This window comes from Pseudarthrobacter sp. BRE9 (genome assembly GCF_031844305.1).
Lineage (GTDB): Bacteria > Actinomycetota > Actinomycetes > Actinomycetales > Micrococcaceae > Arthrobacter.
The window spans coordinates 65,723-87,238 of the sequence record NZ_JAUZUY010000005.1 but is presented as its reverse complement, the minus strand read 5'-3'; the positions used below and the strand labels follow the sequence as shown (position 1 = coordinate 87,238).

General features: G+C 66.1%; 19 protein-coding genes. 6 read left to right on the top strand and 13 right to left on the bottom strand.

What is annotated here, in order from left to right:
* Positions 1-53 precede the first annotated feature (53 nt).
* Positions 54-323, bottom strand: coding sequence for a GlsB/YeaQ/YmgE family stress response membrane protein (locus Q9R31_RS11535; protein WP_056332502.1), 270 nt, complete (start codon positions 321-323; stop codon positions 54-56).
* A gap of 269 nt (positions 324-592) precedes the next feature.
* Here Q9R31_RS11535 and Q9R31_RS11530 point away from each other — a divergent pair, with 269 nt between their 5' ends.
* Entirely contained in the window at positions 593-1,456 is an 864-nt protein-coding gene (locus tag Q9R31_RS11530; RefSeq protein ID WP_311262866.1) for an HAD family hydrolase, read from the top strand.
* A gap of 30 nt (positions 1,457-1,486) precedes the next feature.
* On the opposite strand, the gene Q9R31_RS11525 is transcribed toward Q9R31_RS11530, so the two are convergent.
* A complete protein-coding gene (locus Q9R31_RS11525) occupies positions 1,487-2,857 on the bottom strand; it encodes a UDP-glucose/GDP-mannose dehydrogenase family protein (RefSeq protein ID WP_311262865.1) in 1,371 nt (456 codons plus the stop codon).
* Positions 2,854-4,011, bottom strand: a complete 1,158-nt coding sequence (locus Q9R31_RS11520) for a glycosyltransferase family 1 protein (protein WP_311262864.1) — start codon at positions 4,009-4,011, stop codon at positions 2,854-2,856. Before Q9R31_RS11520 ends, Q9R31_RS11525 begins: the two co-directional genes overlap by 4 nt.
* A gap of 258 nt (positions 4,012-4,269) precedes the next feature.
* On the opposite strand from Q9R31_RS11520, the gene Q9R31_RS11515 reads away from it, so the two are divergent.
* Both Q9R31_RS11515 and Q9R31_RS11510 read left to right on the top strand, forming a co-directional pair.
* Complete coding sequence (locus Q9R31_RS11515) at positions 4,270-5,127, top strand: PRC and DUF2382 domain-containing protein (protein WP_311262863.1); 858 nt, start codon at positions 4,270-4,272, stop codon at positions 5,125-5,127.
* Between the two features lie 434 nt (positions 5,128-5,561).
* Entirely contained in the window at positions 5,562-6,878 is a 1,317-nt protein-coding gene (locus tag Q9R31_RS11510) for a DUF6350 family protein (protein ID WP_311262862.1), read from the top strand.
* 14 nt (positions 6,879-6,892) lie between these two features.
* Here Q9R31_RS11510 and Q9R31_RS11505 read toward each other — a convergent pair whose 3' ends face one another.
* Positions 6,893-7,324 carry a hypothetical protein gene (locus tag Q9R31_RS11505; RefSeq protein WP_311262861.1) on the bottom strand — a complete coding sequence of 144 codons (432 nt, stop codon included), beginning with the start codon at positions 7,322-7,324 and terminating at the stop codon, positions 6,893-6,895.
* A gap of 39 nt (positions 7,325-7,363) precedes the next feature.
* On the opposite strand from Q9R31_RS11505, the gene purN reads away from it, so the two are divergent.
* Complete coding sequence (purN, locus tag Q9R31_RS11500; protein ID WP_311262860.1) at positions 7,364-7,945, top strand: phosphoribosylglycinamide formyltransferase; 582 nt, start codon at positions 7,364-7,366, stop codon at positions 7,943-7,945.
* A gap of 52 nt (positions 7,946-7,997) precedes the next feature.
* Here the strand turns inward: purN and Q9R31_RS11495 are convergent, their stop codons facing one another.
* Positions 7,998-9,350, bottom strand: coding sequence for an MFS transporter (locus tag Q9R31_RS11495; protein WP_311262859.1), 1,353 nt, complete (start codon positions 9,348-9,350; stop codon positions 7,998-8,000).
* A 144-nt stretch (positions 9,351-9,494) separates the two neighbouring features.
* Here Q9R31_RS11495 and purH point away from each other — a divergent pair, with 144 nt between their 5' ends.
* A complete protein-coding gene (gene purH, locus Q9R31_RS11490; RefSeq protein WP_311262858.1) occupies positions 9,495-11,180 on the top strand; it encodes a bifunctional phosphoribosylaminoimidazolecarboxamide formyltransferase/IMP cyclohydrolase in 1,686 nt (561 codons plus the stop codon).
* A 60-nt stretch (positions 11,181-11,240) separates the two neighbouring features.
* Here the strand turns inward: purH and Q9R31_RS11485 are convergent, their stop codons facing one another.
* A complete protein-coding gene (locus Q9R31_RS11485; protein WP_311262857.1) occupies positions 11,241-11,414 on the bottom strand; it encodes a hypothetical protein in 174 nt (57 codons plus the stop codon).
* A complete protein-coding gene (locus tag Q9R31_RS11480) occupies positions 11,398-12,384 on the bottom strand; it encodes a hypothetical protein (RefSeq protein WP_311262856.1) in 987 nt (328 codons plus the stop codon). The genes Q9R31_RS11485 and Q9R31_RS11480 overlap by 17 nt, the downstream gene beginning before the upstream one ends.
* A gap of 329 nt (positions 12,385-12,713) precedes the next feature.
* Between Q9R31_RS11480 and Q9R31_RS11475 the strand changes: the two genes are divergently transcribed.
* Positions 12,714-14,933, top strand: a complete 2,220-nt coding sequence (locus tag Q9R31_RS11475) for an NADP-dependent isocitrate dehydrogenase (RefSeq protein ID WP_311262855.1) — start codon at positions 12,714-12,716, stop codon at positions 14,931-14,933.
* A 91-nt stretch (positions 14,934-15,024) separates the two neighbouring features.
* On the opposite strand, the gene Q9R31_RS11470 is transcribed toward Q9R31_RS11475, so the two are convergent.
* From Q9R31_RS11470 to Q9R31_RS11445, 6 genes are all read right to left on the bottom strand, one after another.
* Entirely contained in the window at positions 15,025-15,540 is a 516-nt protein-coding gene (locus tag Q9R31_RS11470) for a hypothetical protein (protein WP_311262854.1), read from the bottom strand.
* Positions 15,537-16,805, bottom strand: coding sequence for a protein kinase domain-containing protein (locus Q9R31_RS11465; RefSeq protein ID WP_311262853.1), 1,269 nt, complete (start codon positions 16,803-16,805; stop codon positions 15,537-15,539). Before Q9R31_RS11465 ends, Q9R31_RS11470 begins: the two co-directional genes overlap by 4 nt.
* 285 nt (positions 16,806-17,090) lie before the next feature.
* Positions 17,091-18,359 carry a hypothetical protein gene (locus Q9R31_RS11460; protein ID WP_311262852.1) on the bottom strand — a complete coding sequence of 423 codons (1,269 nt, stop codon included), beginning with the start codon at positions 18,357-18,359 and terminating at the stop codon, positions 17,091-17,093.
* Between the two features lie 91 nt (positions 18,360-18,450).
* The gene (locus Q9R31_RS11455) at positions 18,451-19,413 is read right to left on the bottom strand and encodes a hypothetical protein (RefSeq protein ID WP_311262851.1); all 963 of its coding nucleotides are present in this window, start codon (positions 19,411-19,413) and stop codon (positions 18,451-18,453) included.
* A gap of 190 nt (positions 19,414-19,603) precedes the next feature.
* On the bottom strand, positions 19,604-20,692 hold the full coding sequence (locus Q9R31_RS11450; RefSeq protein ID WP_311262850.1) for a Gfo/Idh/MocA family oxidoreductase: 1,089 nt from the start codon (positions 20,690-20,692) through the stop codon (positions 19,604-19,606).
* A gap of 116 nt (positions 20,693-20,808) precedes the next feature.
* Positions 20,809-21,516 carry an ABC transporter ATP-binding protein gene (locus tag Q9R31_RS11445; RefSeq protein ID WP_311262849.1) on the bottom strand — a complete coding sequence of 236 codons (708 nt, stop codon included), beginning with the start codon at positions 21,514-21,516 and terminating at the stop codon, positions 20,809-20,811.

The window sequence follows — 21,516 nt, the reverse complement described above, 5'->3', positions numbered from 1 at the left end:
CGTCCTCCTTTTGGGGAGTCCGGCGCTTCTTGCTCAATTATTATGTAGCGCGGCTACACCCGGCGGCCGCTGCGGTTGGTGACTGCTCCGTAGATCAGGAGAACGATGATGGAGCCGAGGATGGCCAGCAGCCAGGTCCTGAGGTCGAAGAATTCGGCCAGTCCGCCGCCAAAGATCAGCGATCCAATCCAGCCGCCCAAAATGGCTCCGACGACGCCGAGGACCAGGGTTACTACCCAGCCGCCGCCCTGGCGACCCGGCAGGATGGCCTTCGCAATGGCTCCAGCAATCAGGCCCAAAATGAGAAATCCGATAATGCCCATGTTGCCACTCCTTGTCAGTAAGTTGTGCCGGGCCCCCATTTCCGGTTCCATCATTCAATCAGCATGCTTACTACTGTGCAAGGCCTTCAATATCACAGGATGACTGTCAGTTTCTTTGCGGGAATGTAGTTCTTTTATCCAAGAGGGCGTCGTGGGCTGGCAATGGCCGGCGCGCGGGCGCCGCGTCCGCTCAAGCCGCATCCGGGCCACTGAGGCACCGCCTCCGCCGATAGGATGGCAAGTCCCGGATCAGACCAAGGAGCGCAGGCATGCCCAGCCAGACCGCCAGGCCCCGTGCCATCTTTCTCGACATCGACGGAACGTATGCCGACCACGGACTTGCTCCGGCAGCGCATGTGGACGCCGTGCGGACCGCACGGAAACTCGGCCACCTGGTCTTTGTCTGTACCGGCCGGCCGCTGTCCATGGTCCCTACCCACATCCTGGACGCCGGGTTTGACGGCACCATTACGGGTGCCGGTGCCCGGGTGGAGGTCAACGGCGAGGTCCTCAAGGACGCCCGTTTTGACCCGGCCCTGGCGGCACGCATTGTGGAGGCCCTGGATGCCCACAACGCCGCCTACATCCTGGAAGCGCCGGAGGCCCTGTACGGCCGCACCGGTGTGGACCGGCGGCTGAGGGAAGTGCTGGGCCCCATCTTCGCCGGGCGTGCACAGCACGACGGAGTCCTCAGCACCGACGTGGATCCGGTCGAGGACATCCTGGGACCGATGCAGTACGGCGATGACCTCCGCGCCACCTCCTACGCCAAGATCTCCTGCTTCGATTCCCGGGTGCCGTTGACCAGCCTGATGGAATCCTTCGGCCCGGAAGTGGGGCTGATCCCGAGCTCCCTGTCAGCGCTGGGTGACCGGGCGGGGGAGATCTACATGGCCGGCACGCACAAGGCAGTGGGCATCCAGGTGGTGGAAGCGCGGCTGGGTTTGGACAGGGCGGACATCATTGCCATCGGCGACAGCGCCAACGATATTGAAATGCTTGAGTACGCAGCTGTCGGCATTGCCGTGGAGGGCGGCCATCCCGCGGTTCTTGCCGTGGCGGACAGGATCACCGCCCCGCCGGCCGGCAACGGTGTTGCGCTGGCCTTCGCTGAACTCGGGCTTCTGGGCTAGGGCCTCCTGGCAGGAGCCCCCTTTGAGGCGTCAGCCCGCGGCGGGCACCCTGACCGGCGCCCCGGCGGAGGTGCCAAGACCACGCACTATCCACCCTTCTTCCTGCCATGCTGCTGCATCCAGCACATTCCGCGCATCCAGGACCACCCGCCGTCGTACCAGCTGGCCGGCGACGGCGGGACACAGCCGCCGGTACTCGTTCCATTCGGTGAGGAGCAGCACCAGTTCGGCGCCCAGGAGCGCCCGTCCGGTGGACGCCTCGAAGCGGAGGCGCGGGTAGCGGCGCCAGGCCAGATTCACCGCTTTGGGGTCCGTGACGGTGACGTGGGCTCCGGCCGCGGCCAGCCGGTCCGCCACGTCCAGGGCGGGGGAATCGCGGATGTCGTCGGTATCGGGTTTGAAGGAAGCGCCCAGGACGGTGACCGGGCGCCCGATCAACGATCCGCCGCACAGCTCCGTGGCGAGGCTGACCGTGCGCTCCCGCTGGCCGAGGTTCACCCCATCCACCAGGCGCATCCAGTCCTCCACCGCGGGCACTCCCAGGGTGGCCGCCTGTACGCGGAAGCTGCGGATGTCCTTGGGCAGGCAGCCGCCGCCGAAGCCGAGCCCCGCGTGCAGGTACCTGCTGCCGATCCTCGGATCCAGCCCCATCGCCTCACTGAGCTCCGTCACGTCCGCGCCGGCAGCATCGCACAGCCCAGCCATCGCGTTGATGAAGCTGACCTTGGTGGCCAGGTACGCGTTCGCGGCCGATTTGATCAGTTCTGCGGTGGCAAAGCTGCAGGCCAGGCGGGGAATCCCTGCCGCCAGCAGCGGCTCATAAACCGCATCCAGTGCTGCCGCGACCCCCACCGACGCACCTGTAGCCGGGCTGAAGGCAGCGGACCGGCCGCCCTCCACGCCATAAACCAGCCGGTCCGGCACCAGCGAGTCCTTGACGGCGGTGCCCTGCCGCAGGAACTCGGGGTTCCAGCCGAGCAGCACGTCGGGCCGTGCCGCCAGGATGCCGCGGAGCATATCCACCGTGCCAACGGGCACCGTGGATTTACCGACGACGACGGCGCCCGCGGCCAGGTGCGGCAGCAGGGTTTCCAGGGCGGAGACCAGGAAGGTGAGGTCGGCGGCGTCGGACGTCCTGTGCTGCGGCGTCCCGACGCACAGGAAATGCACCTGCGCATCCCTGGCCGCCGCTGGGTCGGTGGCAAACCTCAGCCTCCCCGTGGCGCGGCCGTCCTGGAGCAGCTCGTTAAGCCCGGGCTCGTGAAATGGCGCCACCCCCTTTGCCAGGTGCTGCACCTTGCCGGGATCCACGTCGATGCCCACCACGGTGTGGCCCATTGAAGCAAGGGTTGCCGCGTGGACGGCGCCCAGGTAGCCGCAGCCAATGACTGAAATCCTCATGATGGTGCTCCTGCCTTTGATGTCCGCTGCGGGGGTGCTGGGACCGCTGCGATGGCGTCTTTGTAGTGCTGCACCAGTTCGGTGCACAACGCCGGCCAGGTCCTGTCCTGGACCGAGGCGTGTGCTGCGGCCGCAAATGCACGGCGCTTGGCGTCGTCGCCCATCAGGTCCATGACGCGGGCCCGCATGGCTGACAGGTCGCCGGGTTCGTAGAGCCAGCCGGTCCGGGAGTTCTCCACCAGGTCCAGGGGGCCGCCGCGGCCTGTGGCCACCACCGGTACGCCCGACGCCATGGCCTCCTGGATGGTCTGGCAAAAGGTTTCGAACTCGCCGGGATGGACGAACAGATCGAAGGAGGCGACCGCCCGGGCCAGGTCATCGCCGCCCAGGAACCCGGTGAACACCGCGCCCGGAAGCGCTGTCTCCAGGGCTGTGCGCTGCGGTCCGTCGCCGACAATCACCAGCGTGGTGTTGGGCACACCGGCCAGGGCGGCCAGGTCCTCCACCTGCTTCTCCACGGCGAGCCTGCCCACATAGCCGATGATCCGTTCACCCTTGGGGGCCACGGCGGCCCGCCACCCGTCGTCGCGCTTTTCCGGGGAAAAGCGCGCAGTGTCCACGCCGCGGCGCCACATCCGCACCCGCGGAATGCCCCGGCCGCGCAACTGGTTCAGCGCGAACGTGGAGGGCACCAGGGTGCGTGTGGCCAGCAAGTGGATGTTCTCCACCCGGTTCCAGGCCCAGTTCTCCAGGAAGGGCACACCGTACCGGGCTGCATAGCTGGGGACCTCGGTCTGGTATATCGCCACGGTGGGAATGCCCAGCTGGTTGGCAGCCTGGGCGGCGCGCCAGCCCAGCACGAACGGCGAGGCAAGATGAACCACGTCGGGCGCGTACTCGGCAAGGATTCGCTTGACCCGGTACACACCTCCCACGGCCACCCGGACGTTCGTGTAGCCTGCCAGCGGAACTGCAGGAAGCCTGTGGACCTCAGCGCCCTTGACCTGGACCGCCGCCTCCCCCTCGTGTGCGGACGGGGCGATGACCAGGACGTCGTCGCCCCGCTCCTGGAGATGGTCCAGGACCCGCAGGACTGAGTGGGTGACACCGTTCATCAACGGCAAAAATGATTCGGCCACGATTGCGATCCTCACCCCTCAACGGTCGGCGCCTTCCTTGAAATGGCGGGGGAGAAAGCGTTACCCGAAGGAAAAGGGCCGGTGAACAACTGGTCCCGGGATTCAAAAAATTTAGTAAGCAGGCTTGGCATCTGATGCTAAGCATGCTTACGGTAGGGGGGCAGTCAGCGCATAGCCTCAAGCAGCCGGGGCGGAAGCCGGACGTTGGGGACAACCCGCGCCAGGACATCCATTGCTGGCAGACCCAGTGCAAAGACACATCCAAGGAGAGTCATGCTCAACAGGGAAAATCTTGAAAACCTGCTCACCAAGGGCGGCAACGTCGTCGGTTCCGACGGCACGAAGATCGGTTCGATCGGACAGCTGTATGCAGATGATGACACGGGTGAGCCCACATGGGTCACGGTCAAGACCGGCCTCTTCGGTACTTCCGAATCCTTCGTGCCGGTTGAGGGCGCACACAACCAGGGCGAAGACCTGGTGGTTCCCTACAGCAAGGAGCACGTCAAGGACGCGCCCCGCGTGGACGCCGACGGCCACCTCACTCCCGAGGAAGAGGACCGGCTCTACACGTACTACGAACGTGGCGCACGGACCTACACCGAGGCGCGCAGCGGAACGGCCGGGGACGTTGACCTGCAGGGCGACGCCGACCTGAACGCCGGCACCCCCACCGCAGGCATCGCCGGGGGCCGCGACACCGCGGACCGGGACACCAGCGCACGCGGAGCGGTTGGCCACGACACCTCCGGCCCCACCACGGATGACGCCATGACGCGGTCCGAGGAACAGCTGCATGTGGGCACGGAACGTGAAGCCACCGGCCGGGCACGGCTGCGCAAGTACGTCACCACAGAGAACGTCACCAAGACCATCCCGGTGGAGCGCGAAGAAGTCCGGATTGAGCGTGAACCCATCACCGACGCAAACCGCGGTTCGGCCCTGAGCGGACCCGACATCAGCGAGGAAGAGCACGAAGTGATCCTCCACGAGGAGCGCCCGGTTGTGGAGAAGGAAGCCGTCCCGGTGGAGCGCGTCCGGCTGGACAAGGACGTTGTCCGCGACGATGTCACGGTCAACGAGGAAGTCCGCAAGGAGAACATCGAAACAGACGGCGACACCCGTCGCTGACAGGCGCGGGGGCTTCGGCCCCCGTTCCGGGGGCACTGACTGAATCAGCAGCCCCGACGGTGAACGGCGCCGGGAGCTACCTTGGGGGCTCCCGGCGCCGCAGTCGTTAAAAACGCTGGTGCAGCCGCGCTGAGAGCGGCGGCTGCACCAGCCAGTAGGACGAATATCTTCAGAACTTACGGTTCATCTTTCATTCGCGGCTCCTGTTTTCCCGGTTTACGGAGTCCGGGTCCTTGGCTGGCGCGGGGGCAAAGGCGGCGGCCAGCAGAAATCGCAGTACGCCCTCGGCGGGGCAACGGGTGTTGGTTTCTACCAATTTTACGGCGGGGCACCGGAAAAAGCGCCGGCCTGCCGGTCATTTGATTGTTCATCCGTGCCCCGTGGAGCCTGTCGTTCGCGGGCGGAGCGCACCCGGCGTGACACCATGGAACACGATGAAACTGCGCGCTGACCAGACCGGAGACCGTGGCCTTCCCATGCCTTTGTGGCTGCAGGGGGCCCTTGAAACGGCGCAGGCGGCCATCATTTCCGCGCTGGTGGTGGTGGTGCCGATCGTAGCCGTCTGGGCCACCGCCGGTTTCCAGAATGGCCAGTTCGAGGTCCTGGCGCGCCTGGCAGGCCAATCCTGGCTCCTGGTCCACGGCGTGCCCCTGGAACTGGCGGGACCCGGACACGGGGCAGCCACGAACGGCGGAACCGGCGTCCTGAGCCTGATTCCCCTGGGCCTGACCCTCATTCCCTTCCTTCTGGCCTGGCGGGCGGGCCGCCGGTTGGCCCGTGCCTCCTACACAGACCAACTGTGGCAGGCGCTGCTGGGATCGTGGGTGGTTTACGGGGCGTTCGGCGCTGCCACGGGATTCGTCTGCCGCAACGCCGACGTCGTCATCAACCTCTGGTACGCCATGCTGGTTCCTCTGGTTCCGTACGGGCTCGGCATGGTGATCGGCGCGCGCAGGGAAGCAGGCTCCTGGAGCCGGCTCATCGGCGTCGATGCCGTGGACTGGATCTCGCGGACCAGCCAGCATTCCCGCTGGGCCGGTTCATACTTCGCATCCGCGGCGAAGGCAGGATTCGTGGCCGTGCTGTCCGCGCTTGCTTTGGCCGCAGCGCTGCTGGCAGTCGATCTGTTCATCCACTGGAACCTGGTGGTATCCGTCTATGAAGCGCTCGACGCCGGGCCGGTGGGAGGTGCCGCGCTCACCATCGCGCAGCTCGGCTTCCTGCCCAACCTTGTGGTTTTCGCCCTCGCCTGGACATCCGGCGCCGGCGTCGCCATGGGTGTCGGCTCCCAGGTGGGTCCGCTGGGCACCGCCGTGGGGCCGCTTCCGTCCATCCCCGTCCTGGCGGCCATCCCGTCGGGGCCGCTGGACTACGCCTTCGTGGCCATGATCGTTCCGGTGCTGGCCGGCGCCATGGCAGGGTGGTGGTTCCTCCGCGAGGGCGAAAACCATTTTGACGAGTGGCTGGCCATCAAGGTCCACGCCCGCTGGTTCACGGCCACGGTCTCCACCTTGGTGCTCGGCGTGTTGGCCGGGCTGGCCGCGGGACTGCTGACCGTGTGCTTGGCCTGGGTTGCCAGGGGCTCGGCCGGGGTGGGCCGCCTGACCGCCATCGGACCTGACCCTTTGTGGACGGGACTGTGGGTGGCTGCCGAGGTGGCTGCCGGCGTCGTGATTGGCTATGCCGCCGGACCGTGGCTGGAAGGCGAGAAAACCACGGCCGTGGAACAGGACGCGGAACTGGTCCACTAGGACCCAGCGCGGGCTCAGCGCACCTTGGTGGGCAGGACGTCCTGGAACTGCACCATGCAGGTGTGGGTGGCCCGGTCCGTGAGTGCGCGGCCAAGGCAGGCCTGGTACTCGCGGACCTGGTCAAAAAGGACCATGGTGGTGACAATCAGCAGCACCATGACAGCCGCAACCACCATGCCGGAAATGGTGCCGAAGAGAACCAGTTTGGATTCCTTCAGCCGCACTGCCCGCACCAGCAGGACAATTCCCAGGACCAGGCTCGCGGCGGTAAGGACCGTGGTCAGCCACAGGTAGCCCACATCCAGCTGGTACACGAAGAACGCGCCGAGCACCGAGACCACGAACATCCGGAACAGCGTGTGGGTCTTGGCGAGGGACGCTTTCGCCGCCTCGCTAAGCGGGCGCCTGACCTGCTGCTGCCCGCTCCGGCCCGGTTCACTGTTCATGTTTTCCAGCGTACGCGAGCCTGCACCTAAGCTGGACCAATGCGTATCGTCGTCCTCGTTTCCGGAACAGGGTCCAATCTCCAGGCAGTCATCGACGCCGTGAAGGCGGGCGAACTTCCCGTGGAGATCGCCGCGGTGGGCGCCGACCGCGAAGGAACGTACGGCGTCGAACGCTCAGCTGCGGCCGGCATCCCCACGTTCGTGGTGGACTTCAACACCTACCCGGACCGTGCCGATTGGAATGCGGCGCTGACCGAAGCCGTGGCGGCCTACAATCCGGACGTGGTGGTGTCCTCGGGTTTCATGCGGATCGTCAGCCCGCGTTTCATCGACGCGTTCAACGGCCGGTACCTGAACACGCACCCGGCGCTGCTGCCGGCATTCCCCGGTGCTCACGGCGTGCGGGATGCGATGGCCTACGGGGTGAAGGTAACGGGCTGCACGGTCCACTGGGCGGACGCCGGCGTGGACACCGGGCCCATCATTGCCCAGGAAGCCGTGACCATCGAGGACTCCGACACGGAGGAAACCCTGCACGAGCGCATCAAGGTGGTGGAGCGCCGCCTCCTGGTTTCCACGCTGGCCGCCCTGGCCGCCGACCCCTCGTTCTCCGCCTCCTAACCCCTCGGACGTCCCGCCCCTCCCAACTAGGTAGGGAAGGGAAGGGAGGGGGTCAGTCGAGGCGGCGCTGGCGGGTTTCGGGGGAGAAGAATGCCATCCACAGCACGGACGCCAGCACCAGGGCTCCCGCCAGCGCAAACGACGTGGCCAGCCCGAGCTCCGGCCAGAAGTAGTTCGCGAAGATCAGTGGGCCAAAGCCTGCGCCGAGGCGCGAGAACGTGGACGCCCAGCCGAAGCCGGTGCCCCGGAGCTCGGTGGGGTACAGCTCGGATACGTACGCGTACAGCACGGGGATTGCTACCTGCACCACGAACCCGAACACCAGCAGCCAGAACACCGCGGCCGTGGGGATGTCCACCACGAATGCCACGATCACCAGGGTCAGCGCGGACAGCGGACCGGTGATGGCAAGGATCCATTTCCGGCCCACGCGCTCCACCAGCAAGGCTGCCACCACCACGCCAAGGAATCCGACGGCGGCCATTGAGGCTGTGGTGACGAACGCCTTGTACTCCGCAAACCCAGCGCCAATGAGGATGCGCGGCATCCAGGTCAGGGACAGGTAGTACACCAGCAGGATGCTGAAGAACAGGGACCAGGCCGCGGCGGTGATCTTCCAGTTGAATTGCCATACGGACCGCAGCTGCGTCCATGCGCTGCCGGCCGACAGCCGCGGGACGTCCCTGGCGTCCGGAAGGCTGTAGGCCCGTGCTTCTGCCCCTGTGGCCTCCACCAGTCCGTCGATGATCCGGGCCGCTTCCTCCCGCCGGCCTTTCCGGATCAGGAACAGCGGGGACTCCGGCACGCTGCGCCGGACCCAGAAAACCAGCAGGGCGGGCAGGACCATTACCAGCATGGTCAGGCGCCAGTCGCCGGAGAGGGCCACAAGCCCGGCGGAGACAAACCCTGCCAGGGCCGCTCCGATGGGCCACCAACCATCCATTGCCGTCAGCACTTTGCCGCGCTGCTTCCGCGGGGTGAACTCACCCACCAGGGCATAGTCCACCGGAATGCAGCCGCCCAGGCCAAACCCTGCCATGAACCGGAAGACGCAGAACCACGCGAAGTCCGGGGCGAACGCGCCGAATACCGTGAAGACGGAGAACAGCAGCAGGGTGGCCGTGAAAGCCTTCCTGCGTCCCACGGTATCCGCGATGGTTCCCCAGACGAAGGCGCCCAGGGCCATGCCAATCAGGTTGGCCGTCCCCACCCAGGCCGCCTCCCCGGCGGAGAGTGACCAATGCTTTGACAGTAGTGGAATCAGGATGCCGTTCAGGGTCACATCCCACGCATCGAACATGAAGCCGAGGCCTCCGATCAGGAAGATCCTGCCCTGGACTTTCCATCGCCAGGGCAGTTCCTGGACCACCTGTTCGCCGCTGGGCACAGTGGTGTAAGTATTCATCGCCGCCTCCTGTCCAAAACTCTAGCCCGGCCCCCACCCCGTTCACACTCCGGCCGGCACGCCGGGCAACCGCGCCCTTCGCGATAAACTGGCCCTATCCCCACCAACCGCGGCCTTGTACCGCGAGATAAGACGGAGACATTTGTGAGCTTCACGCAGCATGAGCGCGTATCCATTGACCGTGTACCCATCCGCCGGGCCCTGATCTCGGTTTACGACAAAACCGGTCTGGAGGAGCTCGCCCAGGGCCTGCACGCAGCGGGCGTGAAGCTGGTCTCCACCGGGTCCACGGCCAAGAAGATCGCCGCCGCGGGCATTCCCGTGCAGGAGGTGGAAGAGGTCACCGGTTCACCTGAGATGCTCGACGGCCGGGTCAAAACGCTGCACCCGCGCGTGCACGGCGGCATCCTGGCGGACCGGCGTGTCCCCGCCCACATGGAAACCCTTGCCAGCATGGACATCGAAGCCTTCGACCTGGTAGTGGTGAACCTTTACCCGTTCGTCGAGACCGTCAAGTCCGGGGCCGCGCAGGACGACGTCGTGGAACAGATCGACATTGGAGGCCCCGCCATGGTGCGCTCGGCCGCCAAGAACCATGCCGCCGTCGCCATTGTGGTGGACCCGTCCTTCTACGGCCAGGTGGTGGAGGCTGCCGCCGCCGGTGGCTTCGACCTGAAGACCCGCCGCCGCCTTGCCGCCAAGGCCTTCGCGCACACCGCTTCCTACGACAATGCGGTGGCCACCTGGACCGCCAGCCAGTTCCTGGATGAGGACGGTGACGGCGTCATTGACTGGCCCGCCTATGCCGGCCTGTCCCTGGAACGCTCGGAAGTCCTGCGCTACGGCGAGAACCCGCACCAGCAGGCTGCACTGTACGTGGACAAGGCCGCGCCGGTCGGTATCGCACAGGCGGACCAGCTGCACGGCAAGGCCATGAGCTACAACAACTTTGTTGACGCCGACGCCGCCCTCCGCGCCGCCTACGACTTCGCCGAACCGGCGGTGGCCATCATCAAGCACGCCAACCCCTGCGGCGTGGCCGTCGGCTCCGAGGACGCGGCGGACCCCATCGCCGACGCCCACGCCAAGGCCCACGCCTGCGACCCGGTTTCCGCGTTCGGTGGCGTCATCGCGGCCAACCGAACCGTGACCGCGGGCATGGCCAACACCGTCAAGGACATCTTCACCGAAGTTGTCATCGCGCCGGGCTTTGAGCCCGAGGCCGTGGAGATCCTGTCGAAGAAGAAGAACATCCGCCTGCTCGCCCTCCCCGATGGCTATGGCCGCTATCCCACCGAGTTCCGCCAGGTTTCCGGCGGCATGCTGGTCCAGGTGGCTGACAAGGTGGACGCCGACGGCGACAACCCAGCCCACTGGACCCTGGCCGCCGGTGAAGCGGCGGACGAGAAGACCCTTGCGGATCTTGCTTTCGCGTGGACCGCCTGCCGGGCCGCCAAGTCCAACGCCATCCTCCTCGCCCAGGACGGCGCGGCGGTGGGCATCGGCATGGGGCAGGTCAACCGGCTTGATTCCTGCCGCCTGGCCGTGGAGCGGGCCAACACGCTGGGTGTCACGGTGGCATCCGACGTCGAAGGTGCCGGCGGTGCCTCCAACGCCAGCGGTGCCGGCGCACCGCAGCGGGCACGCGACGCCGTAGCCGCCTCCGACGCGTTCTTCCCGTTCGCCGACGGCCTGCAGATCCTGATCGACGCCGGCGTCCGCGCCGTCGTGCAGCCCGGCGGATCCGTCCGAGACGACGAGGTGATCGCGGCAGCCAACGCGGCCGGCATCACCATGTACTTCACCGGCGCCCGCCACTTCTTCCACTGATTCAACGACGACGGCGCCCGCCCCTGCGAAAGGGGCGGGCGCCGTCGTCGTTGTGCCGGCTTAGTCCTGGTCGCCTGGACGGGGGCCGGGCTCCGGAAGTTGGATCTCCCGGGGCTTGGCCTCTGCCATCCGCTGCTTGGTCCAGTACTCGAGGACTTCCTCGTGTGACTGGGTCAGGTCAACGTGGCTGACAGGATCCTCGTCGGGGCTGGGTTCCTTAGGAGGCTGCTGCACTGTTGTATGTGGCCTGGATGACGGAGCCCCAGTATGGGCCGTACATCACGGCCGATCCGTTGTAGCCGTAGCTGTTGATGGAGTTCTGCAGTCCGCCAGCCCCGGGCGAGGAGCTCGTCTGGATGAACCACGGGCCGCCCGAAGAGCCGCCGGTCATGTCGCAGGGAATGCCCTGGGTGCCAAACTGCGGGTTGTTGGGGTCCTTGGTCGCCTTCCCTGTGCAACTCCACAGGGACATCCCATTGAAAGGTGCCGCCGCAGGGTAGCCGAAGGACTTGTAGGTGAGGCCGTAGGCCTGATTGAACGCCACTCCCGAGCCGCCGACGACCGCCGTCAGGTTCTTGCCGTTCAGGGGACTGACAACGGCGAAGCCGGTGTCGTACGTCATGTCACCGTTCGAAACCCACTGGCTGGGGGCGTAGAGGGAGCGGGCAGTCCATTTGCCGTACGGTGCCGCGCCGTTGTCGTAGGCGGGCACGAAGACGAAGTTCGTGGCGTATGCGCCGGGACCCTCGTTCACGCAGTGGCCGGCCGTGGAGACCGTGCTGCCGTTCGGGGAGGAGACGGCGTTGCCGGAGCATACGTAGTTGGTTCCACCCAGGGTGAAGAACACCTTGCCGATGTGCTTGACCGGAGTTTCACTCTTGGCGAGGGTGGTCGTGGTCTTTGGGGCCTTGGTTGAGCCGGTGGTGGACGGCTTGCCCTTTTCGACCAGGGCTGCGTTGGAGCGGTTGCCGCGTTCCAGTGCCTTGCCGGCCAGGACGTCACCGGTAACCGCGCTTTGCATCCTCTCAGGAGTCCAGTAGTCAGCCGCGCCGGCGGCGTCGAGGACAGCACTGGTCACGGACGGGTTCTTGTTGTCGTCCGGTGCTGCGGGCACCGCGGCGGCAGCACCTGCGCCGGTGAGAGCCAGAACGGTGGCGGCGGAAAGGCTCAGGAGGGCGGAAGCCAGAGACCTGGTGCTTGTCATTGTTGTCCTGTCTGAACGGGGAAAGGCCTGGGAAAGCCAAGTGTTACCCTGTGAATTTATCCCTTTCATGACAGGTTTGTAAATAGTAGTGACGTATCATGTATGGTCTGCGTCGCCAGGGGGAGCAGCCCTGCCGCACGGGCGGCGGGGTGACCCGAGCGCCTTGGTTCCTGCCGCCGTCGTCCGTTCTCCATCGCTGTAATCCTGCCGTCCGCAGCGGTAACGCTGGGGCTCCGGTACGGTTCAAACCGGTGTCCTCGGGTAAGTTGTACATGGTGAAATAGACCGAATTTTCACAACCAAGCCGACCCACAGGGAGACGCCCGCGCATGTCCAAGATTATCTACACCCACACCGACGAAGCGCCGATGCTGGCTACCTATTCGTTCCTGCCGATCATCGAGGCGTTCGCTTCGACAGCAGGTGTGGAGGTGGAGACCCGCGACATTTCGCTCGCCGGCCGCATCATCGCCGTGTTCGGTGATTACCTCACCCCGGAGCAGCAGATCGGTGACGCCCTTGCTGAACTCGGTGAGCTGGCGAAGACGCCGGAAGCCAACATCATCAAGCTGCCCAACATCAGCGCCTCCATCCCGCAGCTGAAGGCCGCGATCGCCGAGCTCCAGGGCCAGGGCTACGCGCTGCCGGACTACCCGGACAACCCCTCCTCCGATGAGGAAACCGCCGTCCGTTCGCGCTACGACAAGATCAAGGGTTCGGCCGTGAACCCGGTCCTGCGCGAAGGCAACTCTGACCGCCGGGCCCCGCTGTCCGTCAAGAACTACGCCCGCCAGAACCCGCACTCCATGGGCGCGTGGACCCCTGACTCCAAGACCAACGTGGCCACCATGGGCCAGGACGACTTCCGTTCCAACGAGAAGTCCGTGGTCATCGGGTCCGAGGGCACCATCGCCATCCAGCTGGTCCGCGAAGACGGGTCGGTAAAGGTCCTGAAGAAGGCCTTCCCGGTCCTGGCCGGCGAGGTCATCGACGGCACCGTGATGCGCGCCGCCGCCCTGGACGAATTCCTCAAGGCCCAGGTTGCCCGCGCCAAGGAAGAGGGCGTGCTGTTCTCCGCCCACCTGAAGGCCACCATGATGAAGGTTTCGGACCCCATCATCTTCGGCCACGTGGTCAAGGCCTACTTCTCTGAACTGTTTGAGACCTACGGCAAGCAGCTCGCCGCCGCCGGCATCAGCCCGAACAACGGCCTGGCCGCCATCCTGAGCAGCCTCGAGGACCTTCCCGGGGACGTGCGCGACGGCGTGCAGAACTTGATCAAGAAGGGCCTGGAAGACGGGCCCGCCCTGGCCATGGTGGACTCGGACAAGGGCATCACCACCCTGAACGTCCCCAGCGACGTGATCGTTGACGCCTCCATGCCTGCCATGATCCGCAGCTCAGGCCACATGTGGGGTCCGGACGGCAAGGAAGCGGACACCCTGGCCGTCCTGCCGGACAGCTCCTACGCCGGCATCTACCAGGTGGTCATCGATGACTGCCGCGCCAACGGCGCCTACGACCCCACCACCATGGGCACCGTCCCGAACGTTGGCCTCATGGCCCAGGCAGCCGAGGAATACGGCAGCCACGACAAGACCTTCGAGATCCAGGAAGCCGGAAAGGTTCAGATCGTCGATGGCGCAGGCAACGTCCTGCTCGAACACGAGGTCTCCGAGGGTGACATCTGGCGCGCCTGCCAGACCAAGGACGCCCCCATCCGCGACTGGGTCAAGCTGGCCGTCACCCGCGCCCGCGCCTCCCAGACCCCGGCCGTGTTCTGGCTGGACGAGGAACGCGCCCACGATGCCAACCTCATCGCCAAGGTCAACGAGTACCTGAAGGAGCACGACACCGACGGCCTGGACATCCAGATCATGTCCCCGGTCAAGGCCATCGCCTTCACCCTGGAGCGCATCCGCAAGGGCGAGGACACCATCTCCGTCACGGGCAACGTGCTCCGCGACTACCTCACTGACCTGTTCCCCATCCTGGAACTGGGCACCAGCGCCAAGATGCTCTCTGTTGTTCCGCTGATGAACGGCGGTGGACTCTTCGAGACCGGCGCCGGCGGTTCCGCACCGAAGCACGTCCAGCAGCTGCTCAAGGAAAACCACCTCCGCTGGGACAGCCTGGGCGAGTTCCTGGCGCTGGCCGTCAGCTTCGAGCACCTGGCCACCACCACGGGCAACGCCCGCGCCCAGGTCCTGGCCGACACCCTGGACCGTGCCACCGGCACGTTCCTGCTGGAGAACAAGTCCCCGAGCCGCCGCGTGGGCGAGCTGGACAACCGTGGCAGCCACTACTTCCTGGCCCGCTACTGGGCCGAAGAGCTGGCCAAGCAAACGGACGACGCCGACCTGGCCGCCGCGTTCAGTTCCGTCGCCAACGAGCTTTCCTCCAAGGAGGAAACGATTGTGGGCGAGCTGGCCGAGGTCCAGGGCTCACCCGTGGACATCGGCGGCTACTACCGCCCGGACGACGCAAAGGCTTCCGCCGTGATGCGTCCTTCCGCCACCCTTAATGAGGTCATCGCCAGCCTGGCCTAGCACCGGCCGCTGTTGCAGCAGCTGACGCAGAGAGGCGGTGCTCCGGATTGCTCCGGAGCACCGCCTCTTTTTTGTGCTCTTTGTGCCCGGGCTAGTTTTTGCCCTTGCCTTTGTCGCCATTGCTGTTCTTGCCGGCGTCGGCGCCTCCCGCGTTGCCTTGGGCCGGTGCCGGCGCGGGAGCCGGCTGGGGTGCCGGTGCCTCGGCGGTGGGGGAGGGGCTTTGAGCTGCCTGGCCGGCAGCGACCCTGGCTTCCTCGGCGGCCCTCGCTGCCGCCGCCTGCTGTTGTGCGGCGACCACCTCCTTGAGGTCTGCCCGGACAGCGGTGGCCACCGTAGTGATGCTGCGGCGCCGATCCTCGGAGACCTTGCCCTTTGCCTGAAGTGCCGAGAGGTCCGCTTCAAGTCCCTCCAGCGCCTTCAGTGCCGAGTTTGGATCATTTTGGGACGACGCCTGGGTCACTTCCAGCACCCGCGCCTGAAGCTGGGCCGCGGCCTCGCGCTGAAGCCCGTTTTCCGTCGCCGCGCATGCGCTGAGGAAGCCTGCCGCCAGGAGAGCCGCCGAGCAGGCAAGGACAACCCGGCCGGGAATTGCCTGCGGCAGCGTCACGGTTCAACACTCTTTTGCAGTTCCTGCAGATGGTCGCCCAGGACGCCGGTCACCGTGGGATAAGGGACGACGTCGGCAGGCCGGGCTGAGAGGCTCATCATCACCGCAGCGGCGGCTCCAGTAAGCAACAGGACACCGAGCACCACGGCCAGCCATATGCGCTGGATCCGGGCCAGGCGGGGCTGGCGGCGGGCCTTGCCGGCGGATGTGCTGGCTGCCGCTCCGGACGTTGCCACTTCAGAACCAGATCGCGGGACAGCAAGCCGGGCGCCGGTCGCAGGCGCATCAGCCTCCATGGACGCCGCGGCTTCCCGCACCTCTTCCACAGATTCTTCGGCAGTAATGGAGGGCGGGTGGAAAGGCATGGCGGGAAGCACCCGCGTGGTTTCCGGCGCCAGTTCTCCGGGCGTTGAGGCCGGCGAAACCAGTGCCTGTCGCAGCGCCGTCTCAATGTCAGCGGCCGCCGGACGTTCCAGCGGCTCGATGGCAGTCATGGAACGGATGAGGTCCGCCCATTCGGCGGGAACGTCGTCGGGGATCTCCGGGGCGCGGTGGAGCCGGGCAACGGCGGATTCCACGGCGCTGCCGGGGTACTCCACGGTGCCCTTGATGCACTCCAGCAGCACCAAACCCAGCGAATAGATGTCAGTGGCGGACGACAGGGGTTTGCCCAGGGCCTGCTCCGGGCTGAGGTAGGCAGCCGTGCCTACCATGGTGCCCGTGGCAGTGAGCCGGGTGGAATCCACGATCCTGGCGATGCCGAAGTCCGTGAGCTTGGGACGCAGCGGCTCGCCGGGGCGGATCTGGACCAGGAGGATGTTGCCCGGTTTGATGTCGCGGTGGATGATGCCCAGGCCATGCACGTATGCCAGTGCGTCGGCGATGCCGGCTCCGATGACGGACAGCTCTTCCAGCGGCACCCTGCTGTGCCGGATGCGGCTTCGCAGGTCCTGGCCCTCGACGAGTTCCATAGTGAGGAAGGGCCGGGGCTCATCCGGAATACGGTCATCGATTCCGGCGTCGAAGAGCGTCACCAGGCCGGGGTGGTTCAGGGTGGCAAGGAGCTGGATTTCGGCTTCCTGCCGCTTAAGCTCTTCCGCGTCCGGAGCCTGCGGGGCGAAGAGTTTCAACGCCACGTCACGGCCCAGTTTTTCATCCCGCGCGCAATACACCGATGACATTCCACCGCGGCCTATAACTTCGCCCAAACGGTAGCGACCGCCGACAACTTCATTCTTGATGGAGCTAGGCGATTCCGCCACCATGACCGTTCCTCCCGGTGCGCTGCGGCACTGTCGTACCTCAAATTATACGGGCGGTCCGGCGGAACCTGCGATTGACCCGGGCTTTCCCGTTGCGGCACGCCGACGGCCCGGCGGCGATTCAAACGCCTTCGCCGCCGGACCATTGGCTACAAGGACATGTGTGCTGAGGACATGTTTTGTACTGTCGCTTGGTTGTTTGCCGGGTGGTTGGCCTCCTTTCGTCAGCCCGCTGGGTGCTGCCGCTTCAGGCGCGTGTGCGGGCGGTTTCCGTTACAGCCTGGGACTTCAGGACACCTTGCGCTTGCGGAGCATCAGGAGTCCGCCTGCCAGGAGCAGCAGGGCAAGGGGAACCAACGATCCATCCCAGCCTGTGTTGGCCAGGCCGGTGTGGGCGGAGCCCGTGTTGGCAAGGGCAGAGTTGCCGGCCGTGGTGGTGCGGGGAGTGGTCACCGTAGTGATAGCCCCGCTTACCGCGGTGGATCCTGCCGGTCCTGCGATGAAGTTGCCGCCGCCGGTTGTGCCGTTGCCGTTTGTGGAGTCATCGCCGGCGGTAGTGCCGCCGTTGCCGGCCGGTTTATCCGAACCTGGCGTGCCGGTGCCCGGAGCAGTGGTTCCCGGATCAAGGGTGCCGGTGTCTCCGCTGGTGCCGTCCCCCGGGTTAGTGGTTCCCGGGTCAGTGTTGCCGGGTGTGTTCGTGCCCGGGGTGCCGGTGCTGCTGTCACCGCCAAGTCCAATGCCCAGCTCAATGCCAAGGTCGACAGCAGCATCGAGGCCCCCGGTGCCTACAGTTCCGGTGTCCAAACCAGCTCCAAGGTCAACACCTGCATCGACTCCACCCGCGGTACCACCGTTGGTGACCCCGCCGATTCCGAGGTCTACGGCTGCGTCGACGGTGGTGCCAAGTCCGCTGGTATCACCGGTGGTGATGCCGCCGAGCCCGAGGTCTACGGCTGCGTCGACGGCGAGGTCTGCCGTGGTGCCGTCGGTGGTCCCCGTGCCGGTCCCGGTGTTGCCGAGTCCGAGGTTGACGTCTGCTGCCGCTGCCAGGTCGGTGGTGCCGGTGGTTGCGGGGTCGGTGGTGATGCCGCCGAGGCCGAGGTTGACGGCTGCGTCGACGGCGAGGTCCGTCGTGGTGCCGTCGGTGGTCCCCGTGCCGGTCCCGGTGTTGCCGAGTCCGAGGTTGACGTCTGCTGCCGCTGCCAGGTCGGTGGTGCCGGTGGTTGCGGGGTCGGTGGTGATGCCGCCGATTCCGAGGTCTACGGCAGCGTCGACGGCGAGGTCCGCCGTGGTGCCGTCGGTGGTCCCCGTGGCGGTGTTGCCGAGGCCGAGGTTGACGTCCACTGCGGCGGCGACACCTGTTGAGCCGGCCGGCGTTGGGTCACCCAGCAGGCCCAACGACGTCGAGTCAGCGGGTGCCGCCGCCGAGATGAGGGCGGAAGCGGAAAGATCCGTCCCGCTGGTGGTGTCCGCTGCATTCGCGGCAGCGCAACCGAAAGCCAGAAGGCCGCCGGCAAAGAGGGTGCTAAGCAGCCCCCTGCGAAGGGTGCAGTTCATGATGGATACTCCTGAAAAGTTGAGGTTGTCCGGGTGCTGATCAGCTGCCCGTAAAGCCACGTGCTGCCCGGTAAAGGGCAGGTGGCATCAACTAGTCAGGAGAAGAACCGGGGTCGAATGACACCGGTGCAGGGGCATGCTCAGAGGCCTCACCGGCGAGGACAGCGCCGGGACGTTCAAAACCAAAGCCGAAGGGGCTAAGCCACGCGGCAGCACCGGACGGGCCGCCGGATGATCCACCGCTGCCCGCTCCGGATGCCGGGGCTGCAGGCGCCTGGACAGGCAGTGGCGACGGGTCAACGGGAAGGGGCTGGTCATAAGCCGGGTCAGCGGGCACAGATACTGCAGTCCGCGGGCCGGAAGTGTCCGCCAGGAATACAGCGCCGGCCGTTTCCGATTCCGAATTGCTGCCGGCGAGCGGCCCGGCGGGCGAGGACCCGGTAGCCAGATCCTGTTCCGGTGCCATTTTGGGTGCGTCCGGCAGCACTTCCACGGCTGCGGGCTGAGCTGCTGCGGAATCCGGGATTACCCCGGCAGGAAGATCTGCGGGTACGCCGTCAACGGGCGAAGCGGGAAGCGGAAGGGGCAGCGGGACGGTGCCGGTCAGAAGATCAGCAACGGGTTGGAGTACCGGTTCCAGTACCGGGACGGCCTCGGCCGCAGGGGCTGCAACAACCTGCGCCACCCCGGCCGTCACGCCGTCGGCGACGGCGGCAAGGGGAGCGGCGACTACGGAAATTGTTCCCGACGGAACCACCTGGTCCACTACGGGAACGGCGGAGATGATGTTGTCCGCCAGGCCGGACACCTGGGTTACCACTGGCTGAACCAATCCGGGACCCGCGGCAGCTCCGGCGGGGGAGGCTGGAGGAGCAGGTGCAACCGTATTGGAAAGGGATGAAACCGAACTGGTGACGCTGCCGAGCAGGGACGAGGAGTCAGGTCCGGAGTCGGCGGAGGCTGCGGTTGACGAAAGCGTCAGCCAGGTAATTGCGGCTGCTCCGGCAAGGAGCGCCGGGCGCATGGCACGCCACGGAGAGCTCAGTCGAGCCATGCGTACCACCCCCCAGTGACCGGTGCAATCGATGCTGTCTAAAGCCTAAGACCGCTTATTGCCGGAAGTCCAGACTTCGCTAAAGGGATTTTACAAAAGGCGGGAACGATCACGGAAAGTGTCAAGGGCGAAAGCAGGAAGTCACATGCATGACCTTTGGCGCGAAGTCAGCCTTGGCGCCGTCGTGCTTCTATCCAGCTCCTCCCGCTGATGGCTTGTCGTTAGGGTAGCTGACACCGAGCTGGGCACGAACGCCGTCGAAAAGGCGCATCGTGTTCAGCGTGTCTTCAAGCGGCATCACCGGACTCTCGGTCAGTCCCTGCTGGACACACCGCATGACTTCGCGCAGCTCATACGTGTAGCCCTTGCCCACAACGTCGAAGGTTTCCGACCGGCGCTCTTCCCACCCCTTGGTGATGATGAGTTCCCGGGGGTTGTTGATGGAACCGACGCTCTGCAGGAAGCCCAGGCTCCCCGAGACGGTAGCCGTGCGCGGACCGTGGGCCAGGAGCGAGGAGGTGAGCTGGACCTGGGCCGCGTGGCCATAGCCAAGGGTCATGGCGTTCTGTGCATCCACGCCGTCGTCGTTGACGAAGCCCGTTGCGCTGACCGTTTGAGGAAAACCAAGGGTGCCGAGCGCCCACAGGAGCGGGTATACGGACAAGTCCAGCAAGGCACCTCCGCCGTCATTCCGCGCCCACAGCCTGGCCGTGGGGGAGTACGGCGCCGGGAAGCCGAGGTCCGCGGTGATCCAGTGGATGTCTCCCAGTTCACCCGAGGCTGCGATCTGGAACGCGCGCTGCATCGAGGGCAGGAACCGGCTCCAGACCGCCTCCATGAGGAACAGGCGGCGGCTGCGGGCAACGTCGATAAGCTCCGATGCTTCCCGGGCGTTGATGGTGAAAGCCTTCTCGCAGAGGACATGCTTGCCGGCGTTCAGGGCGGCGAGGACAATCTCGTGGTGCTGTGCGTGCGGCGTGGCGACGTAGACAACGTCCACGGCGTCATCGGCGAGCAGCCGCTGGTAGCCGGGCACACCGCCGTCGTCCCCGTAGGCCTTTGCAAAGTCATAGGCCACGGCAAAAGCGTCCGCGGTGTCCTGTGCCCGGGAGCTGACCGCATACAGCTCGGCGTCTTCAAGCAGCGCGAGATCCTGCGAGACGGCGCGGGCGATGCTGCCCGTTGCAATGATTCCCCAGCGCAGCGGAGCCCCGGTAGCAGAACGGGGATCCTGGTCAGGCTGGCCGGAAAGCCATGGCGTGGCGATGGGAGCAGTCATAGCTGCAATCCTGTCACAGCGGTGCGCGGGTGCCCGGGAAGTCCTGGCTGGAGGCAGGAGGGAAAAGGGACCAAAGGCGGGACGGGACGTGCCCACCTTTGGCCCCGTGACGCCCGTCAGGCGGAGGCTGCGACGGCGGTCCGGCCACGGACCGGCTCTTCCGTCAGCTTGCCCTGCTGGAGACGGAAGCGGCGGTCGGTCTTGTTGGCGAGGGCCCGGTCGTGGGTGACCACCAGGATGGTGGTGTTGTGGTCCCGGCTCAGCGAGCTGAGGAGCTCGATGATGTGGTCGCCGGTCTGCTCGTCCAGGTTGCCCGTCGGCTCATCGGCGAGGATCAGCGTGGGCTCGTTGGCCAGTGCCCGTGCAATGGCCACGCGCTGCTGCTCGCCGCCGGAGAGCCGGTTGATGCGCCGCTCGTGCTTGGACGGGTCCAGCTGGACCTGCTCCAGCAGCTCCTTGGCGCGCTGCAGCCTTGCCGTCTTGCGCATCCCGGCGAACTCCATGGGCAGCATCACGTTGTCCAGCCCGGACAGGTTGGGAATCAGGTTGAACTGTTGGAATACGAAGCCGATGTCACGGCGGCGGTATTCGGTGAGCTTGGCATCGGGCATGCTGGCCAGGCTGACACCATTGACGACGACGTCCCCGCTGGTGGGTTTGTCCAGTGCACCCAGAAGGGACAACAGGGTGCTTTTGCCGCTGCCGCTCTTGCCCACGATCGAGGCCAGGGTGCCCTGCTCCAGGACGAAGCTGACGTCGTTGACCGGCTTGATGGTGCGGTCACCGGATTTGAAGGTGCGGACCAGGTTCTTGACTTCAATCAT